Origin of the sequence: Roseofilum acuticapitatum BLCC-M154, from assembly GCF_030068475.1 — a bacterium.
Lineage (GTDB): Bacteria > Cyanobacteriota > Cyanobacteriia > Cyanobacteriales > Desertifilaceae > Roseofilum > Roseofilum acuticapitatum.
In genome coordinates this window covers 47,948-69,195 of the sequence record NZ_JAQOSP010000042.1, presented here as the reverse complement: position 1 = coordinate 69,195, position 21,248 = coordinate 47,948, and the positions used below count along the sequence as shown (strand labels likewise).

Here is a 21,248-nt window from a genome sequence, read left to right as displayed (position 1 = left end):
CCACTCCGACTCCATCCCGAACTCGGTAGTGAAACACAGCAGCGGCGACGATACTTTGGGGGTAACCCCAGGGCAAAATAGCTCGGTGCCAGGTTACTTTTCCTCAAAACCCCTTCTTACATCAAGGGGTTTTGTTGTTTTTGATTGGACTTTTGTAAGATTTTCTGCTATATTAAGGGATTGTGTGAATTAGTATGGAGTTTAGGAAAGTATGCCAAAATTGAAAACTCGCAAGGCAGCAGCTAAAAGATTTAGGGTTACAGGCAGTGGTAAGGTACTACGTCGTAAAGCCAATAAGAATCACTTGCTTGAGCATAAGAGTACAACTCGGAAGCGTCGTCTTTCTCAAATTACGGCGGTTTGTGAGAGAGATGAGGAAAATGTGCGCTTAATGTTGCCTTATCTTTAAGGATGTTGGCTGCTTCTAGTTCAAAAGTTCAAGTTAATTAGGTTAGGATAAAAGATTATGCCAAGAGTCAAACGCGGTAATGTTGCTCGCAAACGGCGCAAGAAAATTTTAAAGCTTGCTAAAGGGTTTCGTGGATCTCACTCTAAACTCTTTCGGACGGCAAATCAACAGGTTATGAAGGCGTTGCGAAATGCGTATCGCGATCGCCGTAAGCGCAAGCGTGACTTTCGTCGTCTATGGATTGTGCGGGTGAATGCAGCAGCCCGTCAGAATGGAGTCAGCTATAGTAAGTTGATGGGTAATCTGAAAAAAGCGAATATCCAGCTCAACCGTAAAATGTTAGCAGAGATGGCCATTCTCGATCCCCAAGGTTTTAGCAAAGTTGTGGAGTTAGCCGCCCAAAAGAGTGCTTAGATCTTTATATTTTCAGAGAATGGGGTGCAGATCTCGGTCTCAACTCTATCCTAACAACCGTTCAGAAGGGAAAATAGTATCTCTTTTGAACGTTTGTAGGTATGGGCAGTTAACCTCTCACCAGCTTTAAACCAGAGACTACTTAAGACAAATTTTGATGGAAAATTCACTGCCGATCGCCTACCTTTCTATATTTCTAGTCCTGCTGACTATTTCAGCTTGGTTTATCTTTCGTCAAGTGCTAAAAACTCGGCGTTCTGAATCTTTATTCTCTGAGTTACAAAAAAAACTGAAATCCAATCAAGGGACAGCTCAAGAATACTATCAGCTAGGTTGTCTTTATTCTGATAAGAAGCTTTATAGTCAGGCGATTCAACTCTTTCAAAAATCTCTTAAGTCGGATGATATTCCAGAGCAAGAGAGTGCTTTGGTTTACAATGCTTTAGGTTATGCATATGTAGCAAAAGAACAATATGATGTGGCGATTCGGCAGTATAAAGAAGCATTGAAGATTGCGCCAGAGTATGTAATAGCTTTGAACAACCTAGGGTTTGCTTATGAGAAAAAGAATTTGACAAAGCAAGCTCTAGAAAGCTATGATCGGGCATTAAAAATTGAACCGAATAATAAAACGGCGAAAACAAGAGCTAACTCTTTAAGGAAACGCTTAGTTCCATCCGAGTGAAAGTTACTTCACGATCTCAAAAAATCTGAAACCATTAAAATATTAACCATGGGTGGTCTAGGGGGCTTTAAGTTCAGGCTCCTAGGATGCTCTGTAGTCTTGTGTAGTCGATAAATTGGGAGCGTGAACTGTGGAAATTTCCCTCGATCGCCTGTGGAGTGAAGTTCTTGATCGACTTGAACAAAAGCTAAGTCAGCCAACGTTTGAGACTTGGATTAAAACAGCAAAGGCAATTGATTTGCAAGAAAATTGTTTAATTCTAGAAACTCCCAATTTATTTGCACGAAATTGGCTTCAAGCTAACTATATCAATATTATCAATACAACGATAACGGAAATTCTAGGCCATCCTGTCAGGATTAGCATTACTGTTGCTAACCAAGAAAGCTCATCTCCTAACTTAAATCCTCTGTGGTCTTCAAATCCAGCAATTCCTAAAACCTATACTTACCCTAAACCGACAGAACTTAATCCTAAATATGTGTTTGAGCATTTTGTAGTCGGTTCCAATAACCGCATGGCTCATGCTGCATCCCTTGCGGTTGCTGAATCTCCGGGAAGAGACAATCCCCTCAGTTTTAATCCTTTATTTCTCTATGGAGGTGTGGGGCTAGGAAAAACCCATCTGATGCAGGCTATTGGACATTATCGGCTAAAAATTCGTTCAGAGGCTAAAGTGTTTTATGTTTCTACCGAGAGATTTACGAATGATTTAATCACTGCTATTCGCCAAGATAGTCGCCAAGGGTTTCGCGATCACTATCGGACGGCTGATGTGTTGTTAGTTGATGATATTCAGTTTATTGAAGGACAAGAATCGACTCAAGAAGAGTTTTTTCATACTTTTAATACTCTCCATGAAGCGGGTAAGCAAGTAGTGTTGGCATCCGATCGCCCCCCTAGTCAAATGCCGCAACTTCAAGAGCGTTTATGTTCCCGGTTTTCCATGGGATTAATTGCGGATATTCAACCCCCGGATTTAGAAACTCGCATGGCTATTTTGCAAAAAAAGGCTGAGTATGAAAATTTAGATTTACCCCCAGCCGTGATTGAATACATCGCAACTAATTATACTTCTAATATACGGGAACTGGAGGGGGCATTAATCCGGACGGTTGCTTATATGTCTATTTCAGGATTGTCAATGACGGTAGAAAATATTGCACCTGTTTTAAATCCACCGGCTGCTCATGCGGAGGTGTCTGCGGATGTGATTATTGCTGTTGTTGCCGAAGCATTTCAGGTGACTCCAGAGGATTTAAAAGGAAATTCAAGGCGTAGAGAAATTAGTCAAGCCCGTCAAATCGGCATGTATTTGATGCGTCAACATACAGACTTAAGCTTGCCCAAAATTGGAGAAGAGTTTGGGGGCAAAGATCACACAACTGTGATGTATAGCTGTGAGAAAGTCGGACAGAGACTCGAACAAGATCCTGATTTGGCCAAGCTCATGCGGCAACTGGGCGATCGCATCACCCTGGTGAGTCGTTCCCAGGGCAAGCGATGAGGGGGATCGGCAACCCCTTTATCATCAGCTCCTTGAGAATTTTGACTTAGACATTGCTATGATTTGTGGAGTTTGACCCTGTGATTTTGAAGTCCTCTATAGTCTCTCCCCTTCTTCCTTGGTGATGATGAAAACCGATAGCCTTTCCCAAAAGCAACAGTCCCTCTTGCGTCAACTGCTCAAAGCCATTCATAACAATCCAGGCGATCGCCAAGTCATCTACCCCCTGCTAGAACAAAATGCCAGCTTACTTAATGCCCAGTTTGCCCAAGAATTAACCACCTGGGTAACCGAAAAAGGGCAAACCTCTAAATCTACGACCGCGATCAGTTTAGCCCAAACCCTCTGTCGTTTTGGGGAACTGATTGCTTCTTGTCCCCAAGGGGATCATCGTCTCTATTGTCAAATTGCGATCGCCAGTTACCAAGTGGCCCTCAAGCTATTTTCCCCATATCCCCACCTCCCCCAATACAGTGAAACCCAAACCCTACTCAAAGAACTAGAAAACCATTATCACACCCTACCCATGGACTCAGAAACCCGTGCCTCACAAGCCTTCCCCAACTCACGGGATGGACTTTACCTATCCAGTCGTGTTGAAGAAAAATCCTATGAATTACTGCAATGGGGAGGATATGCTTTACTCCTGCTAACCCTCTTCAAAGCTTTAGAATACCTGATCCACTTCGATCCAACTTCCATCCCCAATCGCCTAGCTCTAGCTCATCACTTAATCGATATTGTCTGGATGCCCCTGATTGGACTCATCCTCGTCTTTTACCGTCAACAAGGCTATGTTTCCCGAATACACCTCTATTGGTTACGCTTTCTTTCTTGGGGATCGTTAGGATTAGCTAGTTTCTATGCAGGATTGACCCTCTTCGGTTTTAACCTGGCCCTGAGTATCACTCAAAGTGACTTCCAACCCCAACCCACGAGCGAGCCAACCCTCACCCTAAGAAATCAAAGGTCGATGAACTTAAACGTCTCCTCATCCATGCCCTTCCTCAGTGCCCCTGAAATTCCTAAGCAAACCGATCGCCTTCCCCTCGGACTTTTGGGAGGAATTTGGGGCGTATTGGGATTTAGCCTGATTTGGCGGATGACTCGGTGGACGAGGGCGTTTCGCGGTTAGTCGCTACTGGGAGAGCCACCCTGACTTGCTGCTGAGTCAGAAGAAGGGGGAATTTTCTCCATAGGAATCAACGCTTCCATCACGGATTTCACAATCGGAGCCGATACCGTACCCCCAAAAGCTCCTCCCCCTTTAGGTTCATCAACCACCGCGACAACCACATAGGGGCCATCTGGCAAAATACCGACAAAACTGGTAATTTTCGCTGATTCATAGTATCCACCACTGGCAGAAGCCTTCTGAGCGGTTCCTGTCTTACCACCTACCTTATAGTGGGGAATATGGGCTGCTTTGCCACTGCCCCCATCAACTACTGCTTCCATCATGGCTAAAACCGCTTCGCTGGTCTCTTCAGAAAACACTCGGCGGGGAGGTTGAATACTGGGAGTATAGTGCAAGTGCCCTTCTACATCCCTGAGTCCCTGAACCACATGGGGAGTGACTAAAAATCCCCCATTAGCTAAAGTCGCATGGAGTTGGGCTAGTTTCAGGGGAGTTAGGGATAGCCCTTGGCCAAAAGCAACTACAGCCGGTTCAATGGCTGCATTCACAAATTGTTCTTTAGGTTTGAGATAACTCGCGGTTTCCCCTGGTAAATCAATCCCGGTTGTACTCAAAAGCCCTAAATTTTCTAGCCAGTCATAAAATACATCCGGTTTCATCTGCTGGACGACTCTGACCATACCCACATTACTAGAATATTTGATGATATCGGTCAGACTCGATAATCCTCGACCCCCATTAGAATCAAAGTCATAATTTTGAATCGGCCATTCACCGATATAAATCTGTCCTTCATCATTAAATTGATCGTTGGGTTTAACAGAATCGGTTTCTAAGGCGATCGCCACATTAATCGGCTTAAACGTTGAACCAGGTTCATATAAATCGGTAATGGCCCAATTTTTTAACAAGCCTAAATCCGCCGTCCAATAGCTATTGGCATCAAAAGACGGATATTGCACCATGGACAAGATCGACCCATCGGCTGCATTCATCACAATCACTGTGCCCCGCTTGGCATTATACTTTTTCATATTCTCCGACAAAGCCAAGCGTGAAACCCTTTGTAGACGAGTATCCAGAGTTAATTGCAATTGCAGGGCATCCGTATTAAATAGGGCAGAAGATCCTTGGTTGGGTAAAATATCTCCTTGTCCAGTACGGGTTACTTCGACCAATTGACTCGATCGCTCTAGAATATTTTCATAGGCTGCTTCTACTCCAGATTGTCCTACACGCTCCATATTCACATATCCCACCACTTCCGATACCAAGTCTTCTTGGGGATAAATCCGCTCTTGATAGGCAGTTAACTCTAAGCCATCTAAAGATAAATGTTGAATTCGCCGAGCCGCATCTTCGGGCACACTATACTGAATTTGAATTCCTGTGGGGCCTTCAGAAAAACGTTGTATGAGTTGATTAATAGGTATCCCCAAAATAGGAGAAACTTGACCAGCAATCTCTTGAGCAGGTTTTTTAAACATAGTGGGATGGGCATACAAGGTGAACCGAGGTTGATCCACGGCCAAAAAGTGTCCTTGGCGATCGACAATAGAACGGCGGGGAGGAGCCTTCTGTTCTGGACTTTTCTGTTGACCTTGTGCTTTTTCGTGCAATTTAGAACTCTGAATGACCTGTAAGGTGAATAATTTTAGGCTTAATCCCAATAAACCCAAAACCAGCAAGCCCCAGATCACCACAGATCGCATCTGAGGAACCGGTGCTATTTTTCTCCTAGGACTTCTGGAAACCGAACCAGAAGAGAGTATAGTCGCTTTACTCGTATGTTTACTCGGCCGAGAAGTTGAGGCCATAATTCTTGCTAGAGAAACACAATAAGAATAGGGTTGAGGAAAAAGAGAAGGTCAGTCAATTTTGCTTACCCTCTCTATTATGAGACATGCACTCTTAGAACTTAGTATCCCAAACGTCTTGAAGATAAAGGGTTGGGAGCTAAATGGGGCAAAGACTCAGAAACCCCAGGAAGTGGGCGTTGTTCAATCGGATCAAGAAAAATCGTGGTTTCTGGATTCTGAGGCACTAAACCGGTTGCTGGGGTTTCAGCTTGAGAGGCCATGCGGTTTTTGAAGATTTCACTGGCAGTGACTAGCTGACGCTCATAACGTTTTAAGGTTTGGAGATGATTATATTTTTCCATCCATTCTTGTTGACTTTGAACGGTTAGGCTATAAATACCAATGGTTGCTGCACCTATACCTAGGGTACAAGCAAAGATGACTTTTTCGATCGCCTGTAGAGCCAATACACTCTTAGGTAAGCGGTTACGCTGGGGATCTAAGCGCTTTACCGTTCCTGATTGGGTCAATCCCTGCACTGAAGGGGTCTTATTCACCATCCGTCGTTGGTCTTTGGGGCTGATCTGTGAAGGCAGTACAGGAGCAGTTTTCCTAGGCAAAGGTGGAGTTATTCTCGCTCCTTGAGGCTGGGAAGAAACCAACCGCAGCCTAGAACGATTGGGGTTATGTAAACGGGGTTGGCGACGAGGAGAGGGCTGGGGAAAGGATTTAAGAGCAACCATGAATTCAATGACTTTGGGAGTGTTGAACAATCAGGAGCCATTAGGCTCCACCTCTTGGTTAAGAGTGATATTTAGTCATATTATGGGTGAAATGGGATAGGATTGTCTCCCTTTTACAGATAGATGTGGATTGAAGATAGGGCACTATGGAGCAGGAATCAGGACAGGATCAAAAACATCCCCGTGAGGATCGCGATCGCCTGATTGTGGATCAATTACTTCGACATGCTGGGGAACCGACAGATTTTCATTTAGTGGAATTAGCGCGTCTGAGAATTCGTTACCAAGGCTTTCCAGGTGCAAGGGAGCTACAACAGGATTTAAACCGCGCCTTGCAACAGTGGAACTTGAGCGAAGAAGCCTTATTTGAACGCACCCGCGCCATTCATGCTCAAGGATTAGTCTATAAACGAGGAGGCAATCAACAGGAGGATTGGAGCTAATCCTCCATAAATATAGGACAATGGGTTGGGTATTCTACAGAGGTTCAAAGTTTTGGCACAAGTCTAAGCCTTGTCAGGTACACCCGGTAGAGAGAGTTAAAGATAGGCGATCGCAATGGAAGAACGTTCTTTAGGCTTAAAATTGGTAGTTGTGTATAAAGGTTTTTTGGCAGTGGTGATGGGAGTTTTAGCGATCGCCTCGGCTTGGAGTTGGCGAAATTATGAGGCGATCGTACAGTGGTCAGAAGACTATTTAGTTAATGGAGAATACAGCACCATTGAATGGATGCTCAATGTTCTCCTCCATCATCAAGTTTCAGGACTGCAATTAATTGCCAAAATTGCTAGTGTTTATGCCCTAGGATTAGGAGCAGCGACCCTAGGGTTATGGTATGGAAAATCCTGGGGAAATTTCCTAGTGACTCTATTAGCCGGATTACCTTTACCCGTAGAAACTTGGAATTTTATCCACCATCCTTCAGCCAATCATGGAATTGTTTTGGGATTAAATTTACTGGTATTTTTCTATTTATTCAATCATCTCCAACAGGAACAGAAACCAGCCGATTTTTCTTAAATTGTCTAATAATTGTATATACACAAATTATGGCGATCGCACTTCAAATTAAAGCTTCAAATCTCTTCCAAGACAGGGAGGCGATATGAGTATCTTTTCTTCACCTGAACAGTTAGACAAAATTCAAAGCTTACTCTCTAAATATCTCAGGCTTCCTTTTGCTAGGACAACCATACCCGGTTCTGTCATGGAATCTGTTTTTGCCCATGTTAGAAGTGCCAATGTCCTCAATACTTATGATTTTGTAGATGTCATTTCTACAACTAACCAACGGGGTTGGCAAATCAAGTCAACCAAGGAAAAAACCCCCGTCACTTGGAAACGTGCAAAACTGCCTGATGCGCCCACCCTAATCAAAGAATCATACAAAACTGAACAGGGACTACAAAACCTTGGTGATTCAATTATTGAATTTTGCAATCAACATATTTTAGAAAGTATCAATCTCTATAACTTAAATGAAATTGGATATTCTCGAATCATTATTCATGATAATCAGTTAATCACTTATTTTGAGCGATTACTCTGCACAAGAGAATCACCGATACTGTTTAATGTCTCAGATTTTCAATGGCAGTGGTCAAAACCTAAAAAAAACGTTAAAAAAGAGCAATTACCTGCCCTTCATGGTATCCATATTCCTACGGAAAAAAAATGGTGGGCGTGGCATGGACTCGGAGAAAACCAGCTTCATTTTAGCGGCGAAAGAGCATGGTGGCCAAACCAAGGAGACTCTCATGCCATAACTTTCTGTTTTCCTTCTGAAGAAGAGAAACTTTCCCTCGATGATTTCATCAAATTACTGTCTGATTTTGACTGAGAAAGCTGGGAAACCATACTTTGAACAATTTTCTTTGTTAATAAAGGGGGAACCGCATTACCCAATTGACCCGCTTGGTCATTGTAGCTGCCAACAAACTCGAAATCATCTGGGAAGCTTTGCAGCCTAGCAATTTCACGAATTGTTAGCGTTCTAATATCAATTGGGTGTCCCCACCGTCCCGATCCTGGATGAAAAACCCATCTTGTAATTGTGGGCGCAATCATATCCTTGGTTAAACGCCCATAAGCTCCACTATATCCCCCTTTTACTTGTAGGTCTACTGGCAGATCTTTTAATCCTTGTCCAGGCTTGAGAGAGGCTAATCTTTTATACTGTAAAGGCTTCAAAGCTCTAGAGATGTGATTACGAACAACAGTTTGTTCTTTTCTTATCATCTTCTGAAACTTTGTAAAAGGTTTACAAGCATATGGACATTCTATTTCTCCTGCACCATGATCGAGACTGGGTAAATCACCTATTGCTTCCCAAACTGTGATGTGAGCAGGATAAGAAAACAACTCAAACTGTACAACTTGAGAATTTTTTTGAGCATAATGTGTTACTGGGGGAATCTCAAAATTTATACCTTCCCGATTGGCTAGAAAAAAGGCTCTTCGTCGTCTTTGAGGTACTCCATAGTCAGCCGCATTTAAAACAACCGGAGTAAGAGTATAACCCTGTTTTTCAAGACGCAGTATAGTTTCCTGAGAATAAGACCGGTTAAAGCTATTTTTCATTTCTGCAACATTTTCCATTAAAATCATTCTCGGTTTCAAGGCTTCACAATACTCAAGAAATGTTTTAACTAAAAGATTATTAGCATTGTTGCAAGAGCGATTTTTTTTCGGTACATTTTTGGAAAAACCTTGACAAGGAGGCCCCCCAACGAGAAGATCTAACTCTCCGGCTGAAAGTTTGAGTTTTTCCATTAAATTTTGAGGTTTTACCTGAGAGAGATCGGCTTCAAAAGCCTTGGATTGACCAAAATTATGGGAAAAAGTAGCAAGATATTTCGATTCTATATCCAATCCAGCGATGACTTCAAAGCCTGCCATCTTAAGTCCTACTGATAATCCGCCACACCCACAAAATAAGTCTATCGCTTTCATTGCTACCTCGTTATTGCTAATAGCTTGGGGTGTGCTATTAACACACCCCTATCAAATCCTTACCCTTTCACACAAACCACTTGCTTAAGTGTAGCCACCACTTCCACCAAATCCGATTGATTATTCATCACTTCCTCAATGGGTTTATAGGCTCCTGGAATTTCATCTAAAACTCCAGCATCTTTGCGGCACTCAATTCCCTTGGTTTGGGCAATCAAATCATCTAAAGTATAGGATTTTTTCGCCTTAGTTCTAGACATTAATCGCCCTGCGCCATGGGAACAGGAGCAATAACTGTCTACATGGCCTTTCCCTTTGACAATATAGGATTTAGCGCCCATGGAACCCGGAATAATTCCATAGTCATTTTCTTGCGCTCGGACTGCACCTTTGCGGGTGACATAAACCGATTCACCGAAATGGGTTTCTTGTTCGGCATAATTGTGATGGCAATTCACCTCTAGTAGAGGCTTCATAGGTTTACCTCCGGTGAGGTGTTTTTCGATAATTCGCTTTAAGCGCGCCATCATGACATCCCGATTAAACCGAGCATATTGTTGGGCCCATTGTAGATCGTGCCAATAGGCTGTAAATTCGGGAGTACCAGTGACAAAATAGGATAAATCGGGGTCAGGCAAGGAGGTTTCGGTTAATTTGGCTAAATTCTTCGCTGTATTAATATGATTTTGGGCCAAGCGATTGCCAATATGCCGAGAACCGGAATGGAGCATGAGCCAAACTCGATCTTCTGTGTCGAGGCAAACTTCAATGAAATGGTTTCCACCGCCTAAAGATCCCATTTGTTTGATGGCTTTTCCATCTAGGTTTTGCACGCCTTGATGTAAATCCTTAAAGTCTTGCCATCCTTGCCAGTTGGTGACTGTTTTTTCGATGTCTTTATTGTCATTGAAGCCGACGGGAATTGCCGCTTCAATGTCTTGGCGAATTTTTTTCAGTTTTCCGTCAAGTTGATCGGCGATAAATGGGGTTTTTACGGCTGCCATACCACAGCCAATATCCACACCAACGGCGGCGGGAATAATGGCTTCTTTGGTGGCAATGACGGAGCCAACTAAGGCTCCTTTACCAAAATGAACATCGGGCATTAAGGCCACATGCTTAAAGACAAAGGGCAAGGAAGCCACGTTTTTTGCCATGCGGATTTCATCGTGGGCTAGGGGGTGATTTGCCCAAGAGAGTACGGGTTTGGCTTGGGCAAATTGCAGATGTTCATAAGGCATGGGAATGATCCTCTCATGTCCAGTATTCGAGCAGATAGCTGCTTTATACTACAGCATAATACAATATGGAGGGATCTGTCAATTCCTAGGCACTCGGATCTAACAGATGCTGTTTATAAGCTGCCCATCCGCCATATTCTGAAATATCTGGCCAGCGATTGTTTTCAATCAATTCTTGAGGGTAAAGCATGGCAGAAACTTCTGATCCATCTTCAAGTTTAATTTTCCCTTCATATAATCCTGGCGGTTCATTGGCCATGAGATTATTATATTGCTCAAGGGTGAGTTCATATACTTCTCCAGGAATAGAAATTCCGCCTTGCTCGACTTCATAAATCCCTGGATGTAGATCGTTAACGGAATGAAGGCGATAGAGGGGTAAGGTTTGGGTGGTACAAACTAAGGTTGCACCTTGAAGGTTTTGATGATCGGGTTGTCCGGTGAGGGCTGAACCACAGATAAAAAAATGTTTAGTTTCTGGCATAGGTCAAGGGATATTAGAATAGTTTTTAATGTCTTATTTTAACAATAAGAAACTGACTTGTAAACAGCCAACGATGACTCCTAATACGCCACCTAGATTGACAATGGCTTGTAATTCACTACGGACAATACCATTGATTGCCATTTCTAAGTTGGCGGGGGAGGTGGCATTGACGCGATCGATAATGACTTGATCGATGTCTAAGATGGGAATAATTTGGGCAACAATAATTTCTAGATCTTTTTCTAAGTAACGGTCTAGAACGAGAGCGAGTTCTTGGCTAACAATTTCTAAGGAAGATTGCATGATAGGGGAATTTTGCAGCCGATTTAAAATCAGAGCAGCAATGTTTTCCCAGTTAATGGAGTTGCCTAAACCTTGAATGAGGTCTGCGCCCCGTTCTTGTAAATAAATTCTGACGCTCTGGCGGATGTTTTTCCGCAGTTGTCGCACGGTGAGGACGGGTAAGTTTTGTAGGGAAAGGGTTTGTAGCCATTGTTTGGTTTTGCGTTTGAGGGCTAAGGCATCGATAAGTTCTTGAATTTTTTGGTTAGCTTCTTCTCGCTCGTCTAAACAATAGTTGCGGAGACGATGTAAAGAGTTTTTTAGCCCTAGGATGTTAGCGACTACCCAGTATGTGCCGCTAGTTTTTTCCCGAAAGCCTTCGTCAATGATTTGGATATTATAGTCGGTGAGGAAGTCGATTAGGGCTTGGCGAATGGTGTTGGGGGGAAGGACGACATGAAAGAGCCATTCACAGAGCGATCGCGCCTGAACTTCGGTTAGACTGAAATCCAATAGCACTCGATCGAAGATATGGTTAATCTGATCTTCGAGAAAATCGTCTCGCCGAGCTAACACCCGAATTAAGCGCGGTAGGGATTGGCCGAGTAAATCTTTGAGGATACCGGCTAGAATTTTAATGGTTTTTTGTTCCTTGTCTGCCTGGAGCTGCTTGAGGGCTAATTGGAGTAACCAGAGGATAGCGGCTTGGGTGCGTTCGGTTTGGAGTAAACGACGGGCTAGGTTTTGTAGTTCTGTGGGGGTGAGTAACGACCCCATGATGGTATCGGCAACTCTTTGGGCTAACCGTCCTTGGTTGCTGGGAATTAAGCCGGGAGTAAAGGGGAGTTTCAGTTTACCGATATAAATGGCTCGATAGGGGCGAAAGAGCATTTTAATGGCTAAATCATTGGTGAAATAGCCAATAATGCCACCGGCAATGGGTGGGGTGATGTATATCCAAAGATCTAAGAAACGCAAGGCTAGGACTAGGAATCAACAGATTTGGTAGCGACCAATACTCCCATCATACCGCCTGCGATCGGATAATGAACGGCATGAGCAAATCCGGCTTGATAGGCAAGCTTCACTTGTTCTGGGCCGAGGGGAAAGCGCTGGAGGCTGGGCATAATGTAGGCGTATTCTTCGGTGAGTCCTTGCTGTTGGGCGTAGGGAACTACGACTTGATTGAGATACCAGTTTTGGAACTGTTGCAGTAGGGGTTGGCTGGGGCGATGGAAGTCGAGGATGGCGGCAGTTGCGCCGGGTTTGAGGATGCGATGGAGTTCTTGTAGGGCTTGGGGGATGCTGGAGACGTTGCGGAGTCCATAGCCCATGGTGGCAGCGTTAAAGGTGTTGTTGGGGAAGGGCAGATGGAGGACATCGGCGTTGAGCCAGTGGATGGGTGTCCAGTTATAGTGGTTTTGGGCGATCGCCAACAATTTCTCAGAAAAGTCTACTCCATAAACCTTACCGGTGGCTCCCACTTGCCGCGCTAATAACCGGGTGATATCCCCACTGCCACAGCAGAGATCGATCGCCACTGAGCCGGGTTTTGCGCCACTCCATTGCACCGTCATCTGTTTCCAAATGCGATGTTGGCCGAAACTGAACCCGTCGTTCAGGCGATCGTAAACTGGAGCGATGCGATTAAAAATATCTTGAACCGAACTTTGAGTCATTCTTCTAAAGTAATGGGTAATAGGTTAGGATTCTATCCCCCATTCCCCCATCTAACCCATAGCCGCAATCAGTAACCCTACCAGTTGGGCAGAGGTATGAATAGAAGCTTGTTCTTCCTCGCTCAGGTTATAGGCTTGAGTCCACTGTAGGGAAAGCAGTGCTAAGAGTTTTTTCTGGTAGAGAATAGGAATAGCCAGATGTTCTTGGATCGGGCCATCTGCCAGTTGTGAGTATTGGGGAGTAGCCGAGGATAGGGCTTCTTGAGTGGAGGCATCGGTACTTAAGTCGATCGGGTTATCGGTACTGCTATAACGACCCACTGGGGAACTTAATGCGCCATCCTGAACCAGATGCAGGATACAGCCTTGGGTTTCAAACGCTTGGGCAAAGACTTCGGCGATCGCCCCTAGAGCCGTTTCTAGCTCTTGAGGCTCCTGGGTTAACTTCACCAAAGTCGAAAGCAGCAGGGTTTGAGCTTGACAAGCTTCCAACTCCTCCGTGCGCTGTTTGAGCAGCTCATAGGTTTGAGTCGCTCGGTCTACTACCGCCTTTAATTCTGTGGGGTCCCAAGGTTTCGTAATATATTTATAGACTTGGCCAGAATTAATCGCTTCCACCAAGTCTTCCACATCCGTAAACCCAGTCAGAATAATCCGCATGGTATTCGGATATTGTTCTACAGTCTGACTGAGGAACTCTGTACCCTTCATTTGGGGCATTCTTTGATCAGAGATAATCACTGCCACTTCCCCTTCTGCGGCCAAAACGTTGAGCGCATCTGCTCCACTTTCAGCTTTCGAGACCTGAAATTCACGCCGAAAGGTTCGGTAAAGCAAGTCCAAATTATCCGGTTCGTCATCTACAACGAGCATTTTTGGCTTTTTCCGTCGGCTCATACTCATAATTTGGGAACTTGTGGGCAATGTGAGACCAGCTCATAACAACCGGTCATTTTTAATCATAATGGCTTTTGGGTGGTTCTCCAACTGAACTATGGGTGTTCAGAAGGTAGAGATCACTGAGTTGAGAGATCGCTTAGTTTTGGGTATCCACCGATCGCCCTACTCCCCATTCCGGTTTGTTGAGCTTCATCGAACTCCACCAGCCAACTGAGGACTTCACGGGGTTCTTCAATGGCCCGATCGTCGAGCCGAGCTGTTTCACTCAAATAGCCGACGTAATGGCCCATGAGAAAGTAAACCGCTACCATGGCTACCGCAGCCCCTGCCACTAGAACCCCAGCTAACATCAGAGAGAATTCCCGCGTATGAATCGCCGATTCCATCAGATGTAAAGACCAGGCTACTAAGGCAATGACAATTATGAGAATAATGATCATTGCTCGTTTAAGAAATGTAACAATTCCTGTATTGTAACAAGTTATTGCAGGACTGTCGCGGTTCAATTCTTAAATTCTCCTAGAAATCTGTCCTTGAGGAACATAATGTGATGGATGTCACGTCACCGGTTGTCGAATTTTCAAACCTTGGCTGGCCAAATGCGCCTTAATTTCAGCCACCGACAATTGGCCATAGTGCAATAAAGACGCTAAAAGAGCAGCTTCTGCTTTGCCTTCAGTTAAGGCTTCATGGATATGTTCGCAGGTTCCCGCACCACCGGAAGCAATCACCGGAATTTCCACAGATTCAGCAATCGTGCGGGTTAGCTCCAGATCGTAACCGGCTTGAGTACCATCCGCATCCATGCTCGTGAGCAAGATTTCCCCAGCTCCACGAGCGGCCACATCCTTGGCCCAGGAGAGAGCATCGAGTCCAGTATTCTCCCGTCCCCCGCGCACATAAACATCCCATCCTGGATTCTCTGGATCGCTGCGACGTTTGGCATCAATGGCGACAACGATACACTGATTTCCAAAGCGATCGCTCGCCCGATTCACCAAATCCGGGTCTCGGACGGCTGACGAGTTAATACTCACCTTATCCGCCCCGGCCCTTAACAAATTTTTAATCATTTCTAAGGATTGAATCCCTCCACCCACTGTCAGAGGAATAAACACCTGCTCGGCCGTCCGGTAAACCACATCCAGAATAATATCCCGGTCTTCATGAGTCGCCGTAATATCCAGAAACACCAACTCATCCGCCCCCGCGTCATTATAGACCGAAGCCAACTCCACCGGGTCGCCCGCATCCTGAAGATTCACAAAATTAACGCCCTTCACCACTCGCCCTGCCCTCACATCTAGACAGGGTAAAATCCGTTTAGCAACCATCGCTATCCTCTGACTGATTCGTTATGAGTTATTACTGATTACTTTACCGTGCGATCGACTATTTTTGCTTGATCACCACCAAGGTAATATCATCAAACACCTTCTGCGTCCCAATAAATTCCCGCACATCTTTAATCACCTGTTCGCAAATTTCTTCCGCCGACTGATGTCGATACTTAGTTACCACACTACATAACTTTTGTACACCATATTGAGCGTGATGGATATTAGCCGCTTCTGTGATACCATCCGTATACAAAACCACCACATCTCCGCTCTTTAAGTGAATATCTTGTTGCTGAATAAACTGTCTAATTTCTCCATCCAAGCCAATGGGAAATCCTAAATCAATGGTGTCAATAATTTCTACTTCACCCTGAGATCTGACAACAATTAACTCTTCATGTTGTCCACTGAGGGTCATGACCCCATCATGATAGTCCACAATAGATAAGGTCAGATTTTTATCACAATCCATTCTTTGTAAATTATCATATAGAGTCCGATTGAGTAAATCTAAAAATTCAATGGGGTTCGTTTGATTCACTTTTTGTAGAGTCCGGACAACCGTCTGAGTCATCAACATTAAGACACCACTTTCCAAGCCATGACCGGTCACATCACCAATACTAATTTTCAGGCGATCGCCTTGTTGAAGTACATCATAATAATCTCCTCCCACTTCATCGGCCGGTTCCATATATCCAGCGATATCTAAATAAGAAATTTCTTTTAGCTCTGCCGGTTTAGGGAGAACCATTTTTTGAATCATTTTAGCCACATCTAGTTCAGAAACTAAACGAACATTTTCAGCTTTGAGTTTCTCATTTAAGATTCCTATTTCTTGATTGGCTAACTCTAGTTGTACTGTCCGTTGTTTGACTTTCTCTTCTAGGGTATGATAAAGAGTAGCATTATCTAGGGATGTATTGACTAAAACAGTAGCCAGTTGTGCCAATTCATCATCGGTTGATAAAGAAATATTAGGGATCGCTTTGCCCAGTTCAGCATTTTCAACAGCAAAGCTAAGTTTCTGTAGGGGTAAAACAATACGCTGTCGGAAAAAATGAAGGATATCGTAGAGCAGAAAAACAATAAAAACCAAGATTAAACCTACTAAAATTCCCGGAATTAAGAGGGGATATAAGGCTTCTTGTATGGGTTGTTCAACAATGGCAAACCAAGGGACAGAATTGAGGGGTTTACCCGATGCAAAAACCCATTTGTTTTCTATGCCTCGATAGAAGTCCAGTTCTGTACTGGCAATACTTTCAGGGCTTCTGCCTAATAAATCTTTTAAGGTGAGATTACGATTGACTAAATAACTACGGTTGCGATAACTGATTAGATAACCTTCACTATCGACAATGTAGGCATAGCCGGATCTACCTACTTTAATATCTAAAGTGGTATTCCAAAGTTCTGTTAAATCAACTCTGACCATTAATATACCGGTCTGAATTCCCAATTCATCGAATAAGGGTGTGAGCATATCTAAGGTCGATATCTCTTGTTCATAAGAAATCTGACTGAAAGATATGTCTCCAAACTTAAACTCTGTTTTGAGTAATTCTGGATGCTCGTATTGGCTGACATTGGGGCGGCCAAAAGCATGATATTGATGGTCAATCTTTCCTTCTGGATTGACCACTAAAATATCAACAATAGAAGGATTTAGGGATGCGATTTGAAAAATAGCATATTGAACGTCATTGGTAGATTGTAATAAATTTGAGGCAGCCAGCATACTGGCTTTTAGACGAATAAAATACTCATCAAAAGCACTCACTGCGGTCACATTAGATTCGAGCATTTGTTTGTTTACTGAATCAAGGCGATTAAGAACCAATAAAATAATGGTGCTACCCAGACCGAATATACCGATTAGGGTCATCAGTAATACTTTTTGAATGAGCTGTTTGATCAAGGATTGATGTTGACGAGATTTCATAATTGACGATCATTTTATTACTGGAGAGAGGTTTGTACATTCTCTTCAGAAACGACTTTGATTTCGGGCATATAGATGATAGGGGGAAGGGATTCTTTGGTTTCTAGATGACGGATCATCATTTGTAGAGCGATACGAGCTTGGATATCTGGGGATTGATCGATGGTGGCGGCGATGTCTCCTTTGGCGATCGCCTCAATCACATCCTGAATGGCATCATAACCGGTAATTAAAATATCACTACGTCCGGCTTTTTGAAGGGCACTGAGTGCCCCTAAAGCCATGGTATCATTGGCACACATAATCGCATCAATATCCGAAAATTCTTTTAGCCATTCAGTTGTAATTTTTTCTGCCATATCTTTATCCCAAAGGGCGGATTGACTAGCGAGAACATTGATATTGCCTTGCTCTAAGCCAGCAAGGAACCCATTGCGGCGATCGATCGCACTGCGTTGACTGGTCACGCCTTCTAAAATTAAAACATTACTATTATCATCTAATTTTTTCACCAGCCACTCCCCCATCACTTTTCCCGCTTGGAAGTTATTAAAGCTGACCAAAGACAACACCTTATTGGTATTAATTGCACTATCTAGAGCAATAACCGGAACCCCTTTTTCAATCAGGGTTTCTGTCACGGGAACCAGACGATTAGCATCCATGGGAGCAATAATCATCGCATCCGTATTTTGACGACTCAAATACTCAGAAACCAGTCTGATTTGGGCTTCAATACAGTCTAATTCATTTTCACAAGGATCGGTAATATAAGCCAACTCTACATTAACCCCAAAATCCTTTGCCGCTTGCTCCATACCGCGCCAAGTCACTGACCAATAATCATACTCTGATAATTCTTCGTAATTAGGAGCTTTCGTTACAAAAGTAATTCTCCAGGGTTTAGTAGCAATCCTTTCTGTTTCTAGATCGATATTAGCCTGGGTTTCCATTTGAGTATCAATTTCACTAGAACGAGAAGGATTTTCCGAAACAGATGAAGGTTGTGTATTGGATTGACAACTGACTAAACTGACACTAAAAGATAAGAGAATTATCCAGGGAGCTAATAAATTGTGTTTCATAAAAAGACTAAGATAATTAAATGGGTCATAATTTTAATTATAAGGCAAAATAGTAATCAACTATACTGATTTCATGCATCAAATGTTATACTCAGTACATGAACCTATTGTTTGCCTTCCCTAGCAATGACAAAATAATGGTATTGCTGTCAATGACTAATGTATGCGTCTTCTCTTTACTATCCCCCACTTTTATAACCCCCAAGGGTCTCGACAACATGCTTCCCAACGTCCTAATCCCCAACCCCGGATAGAAGCTCTGACTTCAAGTCTGGGGGCGATTTATCAGCTCTATAGTCAATTTCAATGCATGATTGACATTGGTCAACGGGTGGTTGTACCGAGCAATCAACAATATATCAATCATATTGATATCGTGATTTGTACCAGTGGGGAACACCACCTGCTCAAGGAATTGCCCATTCCCCAAGACTCTTACTACCATCTGGCAACCCAATGTGAACCGATGTTTCTGGGTTTTGAATGTCAAGGGGTATTAAAAGATAATTTGGGCTGTTATGATTACTACTGCTTCCTAGAAGATGACTTGATTTTATCTGACCCTTGGTTTTTTGTTAAACTGGTCTGGTTTAATCGGATCACGGGCGATCGCAACCTTCTGCAACCCAACCGCTATGAGAGCGCTATTGGTGGCACATTCCGCAAAGCTTACATCGATGGCGATCTGAAACCCCATGTGACTCAACCCTTTCAAAACCTAGAAGAACATCCCCAATTGACCGGAAAAGTGATGGAATGTCCTGTTATTTTAAAGCGTCCCCTCAATCCCCACTCCGGTTGTTATTTTCTCAACGGAGCGCAAATGGATTATTGGGTAAATCAGCCCCATTTCCTTGACCGGGATACCCGTTTTATCGGCCCCCTAGAAAGTGCAGCTACCCTAGGGATTATAAAAACCTTTCGCATTTATAAACCTGCGCCGCAAAATGCCAGTTTTCTAGAAATTAAGCATTTTGGCACGAGTTTTTTAAGCCTTATTGGTAAAGAAGTGAAAATTCCGAATCAGAGTAATCAGTGATGAGCGATCAGTTGAGCCTAGAAGAGAGAATAAGCCAAATTGATGATAAGCTTAATCAGTTGCTTGAGATCTATCAAGATCCTCAAGGTAGAAACCAAGAGGATCTCTTGAAGCAGGAAAATGATTATTTACATCAATCCTTAGAAATTAGAGATCGCCAGAAAACCCTACTGCAACAAGAACTGATCCACTATAAACAGAGCCTAGACAGCTTAGAGACCCACCAACAGGAGCTACAAACAGAACTCGCTCAGGTGCGCCAAATCCTAATTCAACAGCAAACCCAAATCGAAATGCTCAGGCAAGCTCTAACCCAATCTCAAGAGTATGCCCAGAAGTTAGAGCTAGAACTTGCCCAAGTACAAAAGAGTCAACGGGAAATTGAACTCCCAGCCCCACCTCGACCCCAAGGAATTTTGCCAAACCTTTTAGCCGAAAAATTAGGTCTCTCTACAGCAGAGCTTTTCCAACAGTGGCGAGCCGGTCAACTGCAAGGATGGCATTTGGGTCGAGATCAACGGTTTTATCCTGCCCGATAACTGCCATCCTGCCTTAGATGTTTCTCTTAGAAGAAACTGGGTTGATGACGGATGAGGTTTAAAAATTCCTCACGCACTTTTTGGTCTTCCTTAAACACACCCACCATGGAGCTAGTCACCGTCCAAGAGCCGGGTTTTTGCACGCCGCGCATCACCATACACATATGATTAGCTTCAACAACCACTGCCACCCCTTGAGGGTCAAGAATTTCTTGAATCGCTTCAGCCACTTGGCGAGTGAGGCGCTCTTGAACTTGCAAGCGACGGGAATACATTTCCACGATCCGTGCTAATTTACTTAAACCCACCACTTTTTGATTGGGAATATAGGCCACATGGGCTTTACCCATAAATGGCAACATATGGTGTTCGCACAAGCTAAACAGGTTAATATCGCGCACCAGTACCATTTCATCATGGCCTTCATCAAAAACGGCTCCATTAACCAGTTCTTCCAAGGACTGATGGTAGCCATTGGTGAGGAAGCGCATCGCTTCTGCGACTCGTTTGGGGGTTTTGAGCAACCCTTCCCGCTCTGGATCTTCGCCGAGTTCGGTTAACATGGTTCGCACAGAATCCATTAAGGCTTCATTGCTGACTTCAGAGGGAGGATGGGAAATGGTCGATTCCATACCATGGGTCGTGGCACGATCGGGCCGACTCGATAGCGGTTGATGTTCCTTAGAATAACTCAAGGAGGGAGAACCATTAGAGGAAGCAATAGTCATAAGATGAAAAACTCTCTTTTCATTTCAGGTGGGTGAGCAAGACAGACATAACTTTGTCTGCTTTAAGAGGGAGCCAGAGGGACTTAAGCCAAGCTGCTGGCCTTGGGTATTGTTCCATGCCTCGATCGCTGCTGAGGGAGGAAGCAATGGGGGTTGAGATCGTTTTGGAGCGATCGGATCTATAGGATCTAAAGGATCTAGGATTCACATGACTAGAGATACTTTGTCGCCAGATACTGGGGCTAGGTTTTGGATCAATTGGAATACAACCGAAGTGAGCTAGGACAGCCCATGCTAGGGAGGCCAAGCTGTTGTCATCTAAATGTTTGCGATCGC

The 21,248-nt window shown here is 43.8% G+C and carries 22 protein-coding genes, 1 rRNA gene and 1 pseudogene; 11 read left to right on the top strand and 13 right to left on the bottom strand.

What is annotated here, in order from left to right; all coding sequences use genetic code 11:
• The 6 genes from rrf to PMG71_RS06690 all read left to right on the top strand — a co-directional run.
• Positions 1 to 94 (top strand): 5S ribosomal RNA (gene rrf / locus PMG71_RS24100); the annotation flags it as partial.
• Positions 95 to 211: 117 nt separating this feature from the next.
• Positions 212 to 409 (top strand): 50S ribosomal protein L35, encoded by a 198-nt coding sequence (gene rpmI, locus PMG71_RS06710; protein ID WP_283752885.1) that lies wholly within the window; start codon positions 212 to 214, stop codon positions 407 to 409.
• A 57-nt stretch (positions 410 to 466) separates the two neighbouring features.
• On the top strand, positions 467 to 823 hold the full coding sequence (gene rplT / locus PMG71_RS06705; RefSeq protein WP_271937781.1) for a 50S ribosomal protein L20: 357 nt from the start codon (positions 467 to 469) through the stop codon (positions 821 to 823).
• A gap of 157 nt (positions 824 to 980) precedes the next feature.
• A complete protein-coding gene (locus PMG71_RS06700; RefSeq protein ID WP_283752884.1) occupies positions 981 to 1,508 on the top strand; it encodes a tetratricopeptide repeat protein in 528 nt (175 codons plus the stop codon).
• Positions 1,509 to 1,638: 130 nt separating this feature from the next.
• Positions 1,639 to 3,015: a chromosomal replication initiator protein DnaA gene (dnaA, locus tag PMG71_RS06695; RefSeq protein WP_283752883.1), complete on the top strand. Its 1,377-nt coding sequence runs from the start codon at positions 1,639 to 1,641 to the stop codon at positions 3,013 to 3,015.
• 124 nt (positions 3,016 to 3,139) lie between these two features.
• Entirely contained in the window at positions 3,140 to 4,150 is a 1,011-nt protein-coding gene (locus PMG71_RS06690) for a hypothetical protein (protein ID WP_283752882.1), read from the top strand.
• Here the strand turns inward: PMG71_RS06690 and PMG71_RS06685 are convergent.
• Positions 4,147 to 5,970 (bottom strand): peptidoglycan D,D-transpeptidase FtsI family protein, encoded by a 1,824-nt coding sequence (locus PMG71_RS06685; protein ID WP_283752881.1) that lies wholly within the window; start codon positions 5,968 to 5,970, stop codon positions 4,147 to 4,149. The two genes, PMG71_RS06690 and PMG71_RS06685, sit on opposite strands and share 4 nt — an antisense overlap.
• A gap of 101 nt (positions 5,971 to 6,071) precedes the next feature.
• Complete coding sequence (locus PMG71_RS06680) at positions 6,072 to 6,695, bottom strand: hypothetical protein (RefSeq protein WP_283752880.1); 624 nt, start codon at positions 6,693 to 6,695, stop codon at positions 6,072 to 6,074.
• Between the two features lie 146 nt (positions 6,696 to 6,841).
• Here PMG71_RS06680 and PMG71_RS06675 point away from each other — a divergent pair, with 146 nt between their 5' ends.
• From PMG71_RS06675 to PMG71_RS06665, 3 genes are all read left to right on the top strand, one after another.
• Positions 6,842 to 7,138, top strand: coding sequence for a DUF3288 family protein (locus PMG71_RS06675; RefSeq protein ID WP_283752879.1), 297 nt, complete (start codon positions 6,842 to 6,844; stop codon positions 7,136 to 7,138).
• Positions 7,139 to 7,253: 115 nt separating this feature from the next.
• The gene (locus PMG71_RS06670; protein ID WP_283752878.1) at positions 7,254 to 7,715 is read left to right on the top strand and encodes a DUF2127 domain-containing protein; all 462 of its coding nucleotides are present in this window, start codon (positions 7,254 to 7,256) and stop codon (positions 7,713 to 7,715) included.
• A gap of 85 nt (positions 7,716 to 7,800) precedes the next feature.
• Positions 7,801 to 8,535, top strand: coding sequence for a hypothetical protein (locus tag PMG71_RS06665; protein ID WP_283752877.1), 735 nt, complete (start codon positions 7,801 to 7,803; stop codon positions 8,533 to 8,535).
• Here the strand turns inward: PMG71_RS06665 and PMG71_RS06660 are convergent.
• From PMG71_RS06660 to PMG71_RS06615, 10 genes and pseudogenes are all read right to left on the bottom strand, one after another.
• Positions 8,451 to 9,647, bottom strand: coding sequence for a DNA cytosine methyltransferase (locus tag PMG71_RS06660; protein ID WP_283752876.1), 1,197 nt, complete (start codon positions 9,645 to 9,647; stop codon positions 8,451 to 8,453). The two genes, PMG71_RS06665 and PMG71_RS06660, sit on opposite strands and share 85 nt — an antisense overlap.
• 59 nt (positions 9,648 to 9,706) lie before the next feature.
• Positions 9,707 to 10,888: an RtcB family protein gene (locus tag PMG71_RS06655; protein WP_283752875.1), complete on the bottom strand. Its 1,182-nt coding sequence runs from the start codon at positions 10,886 to 10,888 to the stop codon at positions 9,707 to 9,709.
• A gap of 85 nt (positions 10,889 to 10,973) precedes the next feature.
• Entirely contained in the window at positions 10,974 to 11,372 is a 399-nt protein-coding gene (locus PMG71_RS06650; RefSeq protein WP_283752874.1) for an allophanate hydrolase-related protein, read from the bottom strand.
• 33 nt (positions 11,373 to 11,405) lie between these two features.
• Positions 11,406 to 12,635, bottom strand: a complete 1,230-nt coding sequence (locus tag PMG71_RS06645) for a DUF445 domain-containing protein (protein ID WP_283752873.1) — start codon at positions 12,633 to 12,635, stop codon at positions 11,406 to 11,408.
• Positions 12,636 to 12,643: 8 nt separating this feature from the next.
• On the bottom strand, positions 12,644 to 13,336 hold the full coding sequence (ubiE, locus tag PMG71_RS06640; protein WP_283752872.1) for a bifunctional demethylmenaquinone methyltransferase/2-methoxy-6-polyprenyl-1,4-benzoquinol methylase UbiE: 693 nt from the start codon (positions 13,334 to 13,336) through the stop codon (positions 12,644 to 12,646).
• Positions 13,337 to 13,387: 51 nt separating this feature from the next.
• Positions 13,388 to 14,209 carry a response regulator gene (locus PMG71_RS06635; protein ID WP_283752871.1) on the bottom strand — a complete coding sequence of 274 codons (822 nt, stop codon included), beginning with the start codon at positions 14,207 to 14,209 and terminating at the stop codon, positions 13,388 to 13,390.
• 281 nt (positions 14,210 to 14,490) lie between these two features.
• Positions 14,491 to 14,676, bottom strand: a pseudogene (locus PMG71_RS24095) (hypothetical protein); the annotation flags it as partial.
• A gap of 117 nt (positions 14,677 to 14,793) precedes the next feature.
• Positions 14,794 to 15,570: an imidazole glycerol phosphate synthase subunit HisF gene (gene hisF / locus PMG71_RS06625; protein WP_283752869.1), complete on the bottom strand. Its 777-nt coding sequence runs from the start codon at positions 15,568 to 15,570 to the stop codon at positions 14,794 to 14,796.
• Positions 15,571 to 15,628: 58 nt separating this feature from the next.
• Positions 15,629 to 17,521, bottom strand: a complete 1,893-nt coding sequence (locus PMG71_RS06620; protein ID WP_283752868.1) for a SpoIIE family protein phosphatase — start codon at positions 17,519 to 17,521, stop codon at positions 15,629 to 15,631.
• Between the two features lie 17 nt (positions 17,522 to 17,538).
• Positions 17,539 to 18,606 carry a sugar ABC transporter substrate-binding protein gene (locus PMG71_RS06615; protein WP_283752867.1) on the bottom strand — a complete coding sequence of 356 codons (1,068 nt, stop codon included), beginning with the start codon at positions 18,604 to 18,606 and terminating at the stop codon, positions 17,539 to 17,541.
• Positions 18,607 to 18,769: 163 nt separating this feature from the next.
• Between PMG71_RS06615 and PMG71_RS06610 the strand changes: the two genes are divergently transcribed.
• Complete coding sequence (locus PMG71_RS06610) at positions 18,770 to 19,645, top strand: hypothetical protein (RefSeq protein WP_283752866.1); 876 nt, start codon at positions 18,770 to 18,772, stop codon at positions 19,643 to 19,645.
• A complete protein-coding gene (locus PMG71_RS06605; protein ID WP_283752865.1) occupies positions 19,645 to 20,184 on the top strand; it encodes a hypothetical protein in 540 nt (179 codons plus the stop codon). The genes PMG71_RS06610 and PMG71_RS06605 overlap by 1 nt, the downstream gene beginning before the upstream one ends.
• Before the next feature lie 26 nt (positions 20,185 to 20,210).
• Here PMG71_RS06605 and folE read toward each other — a convergent pair whose 3' ends face one another.
• Positions 20,211 to 20,912, bottom strand: coding sequence for a GTP cyclohydrolase I FolE (gene folE, locus PMG71_RS06600; protein WP_283752864.1), 702 nt, complete (start codon positions 20,910 to 20,912; stop codon positions 20,211 to 20,213).
• Positions 20,913 to 21,248 lie beyond the last annotated feature (336 nt).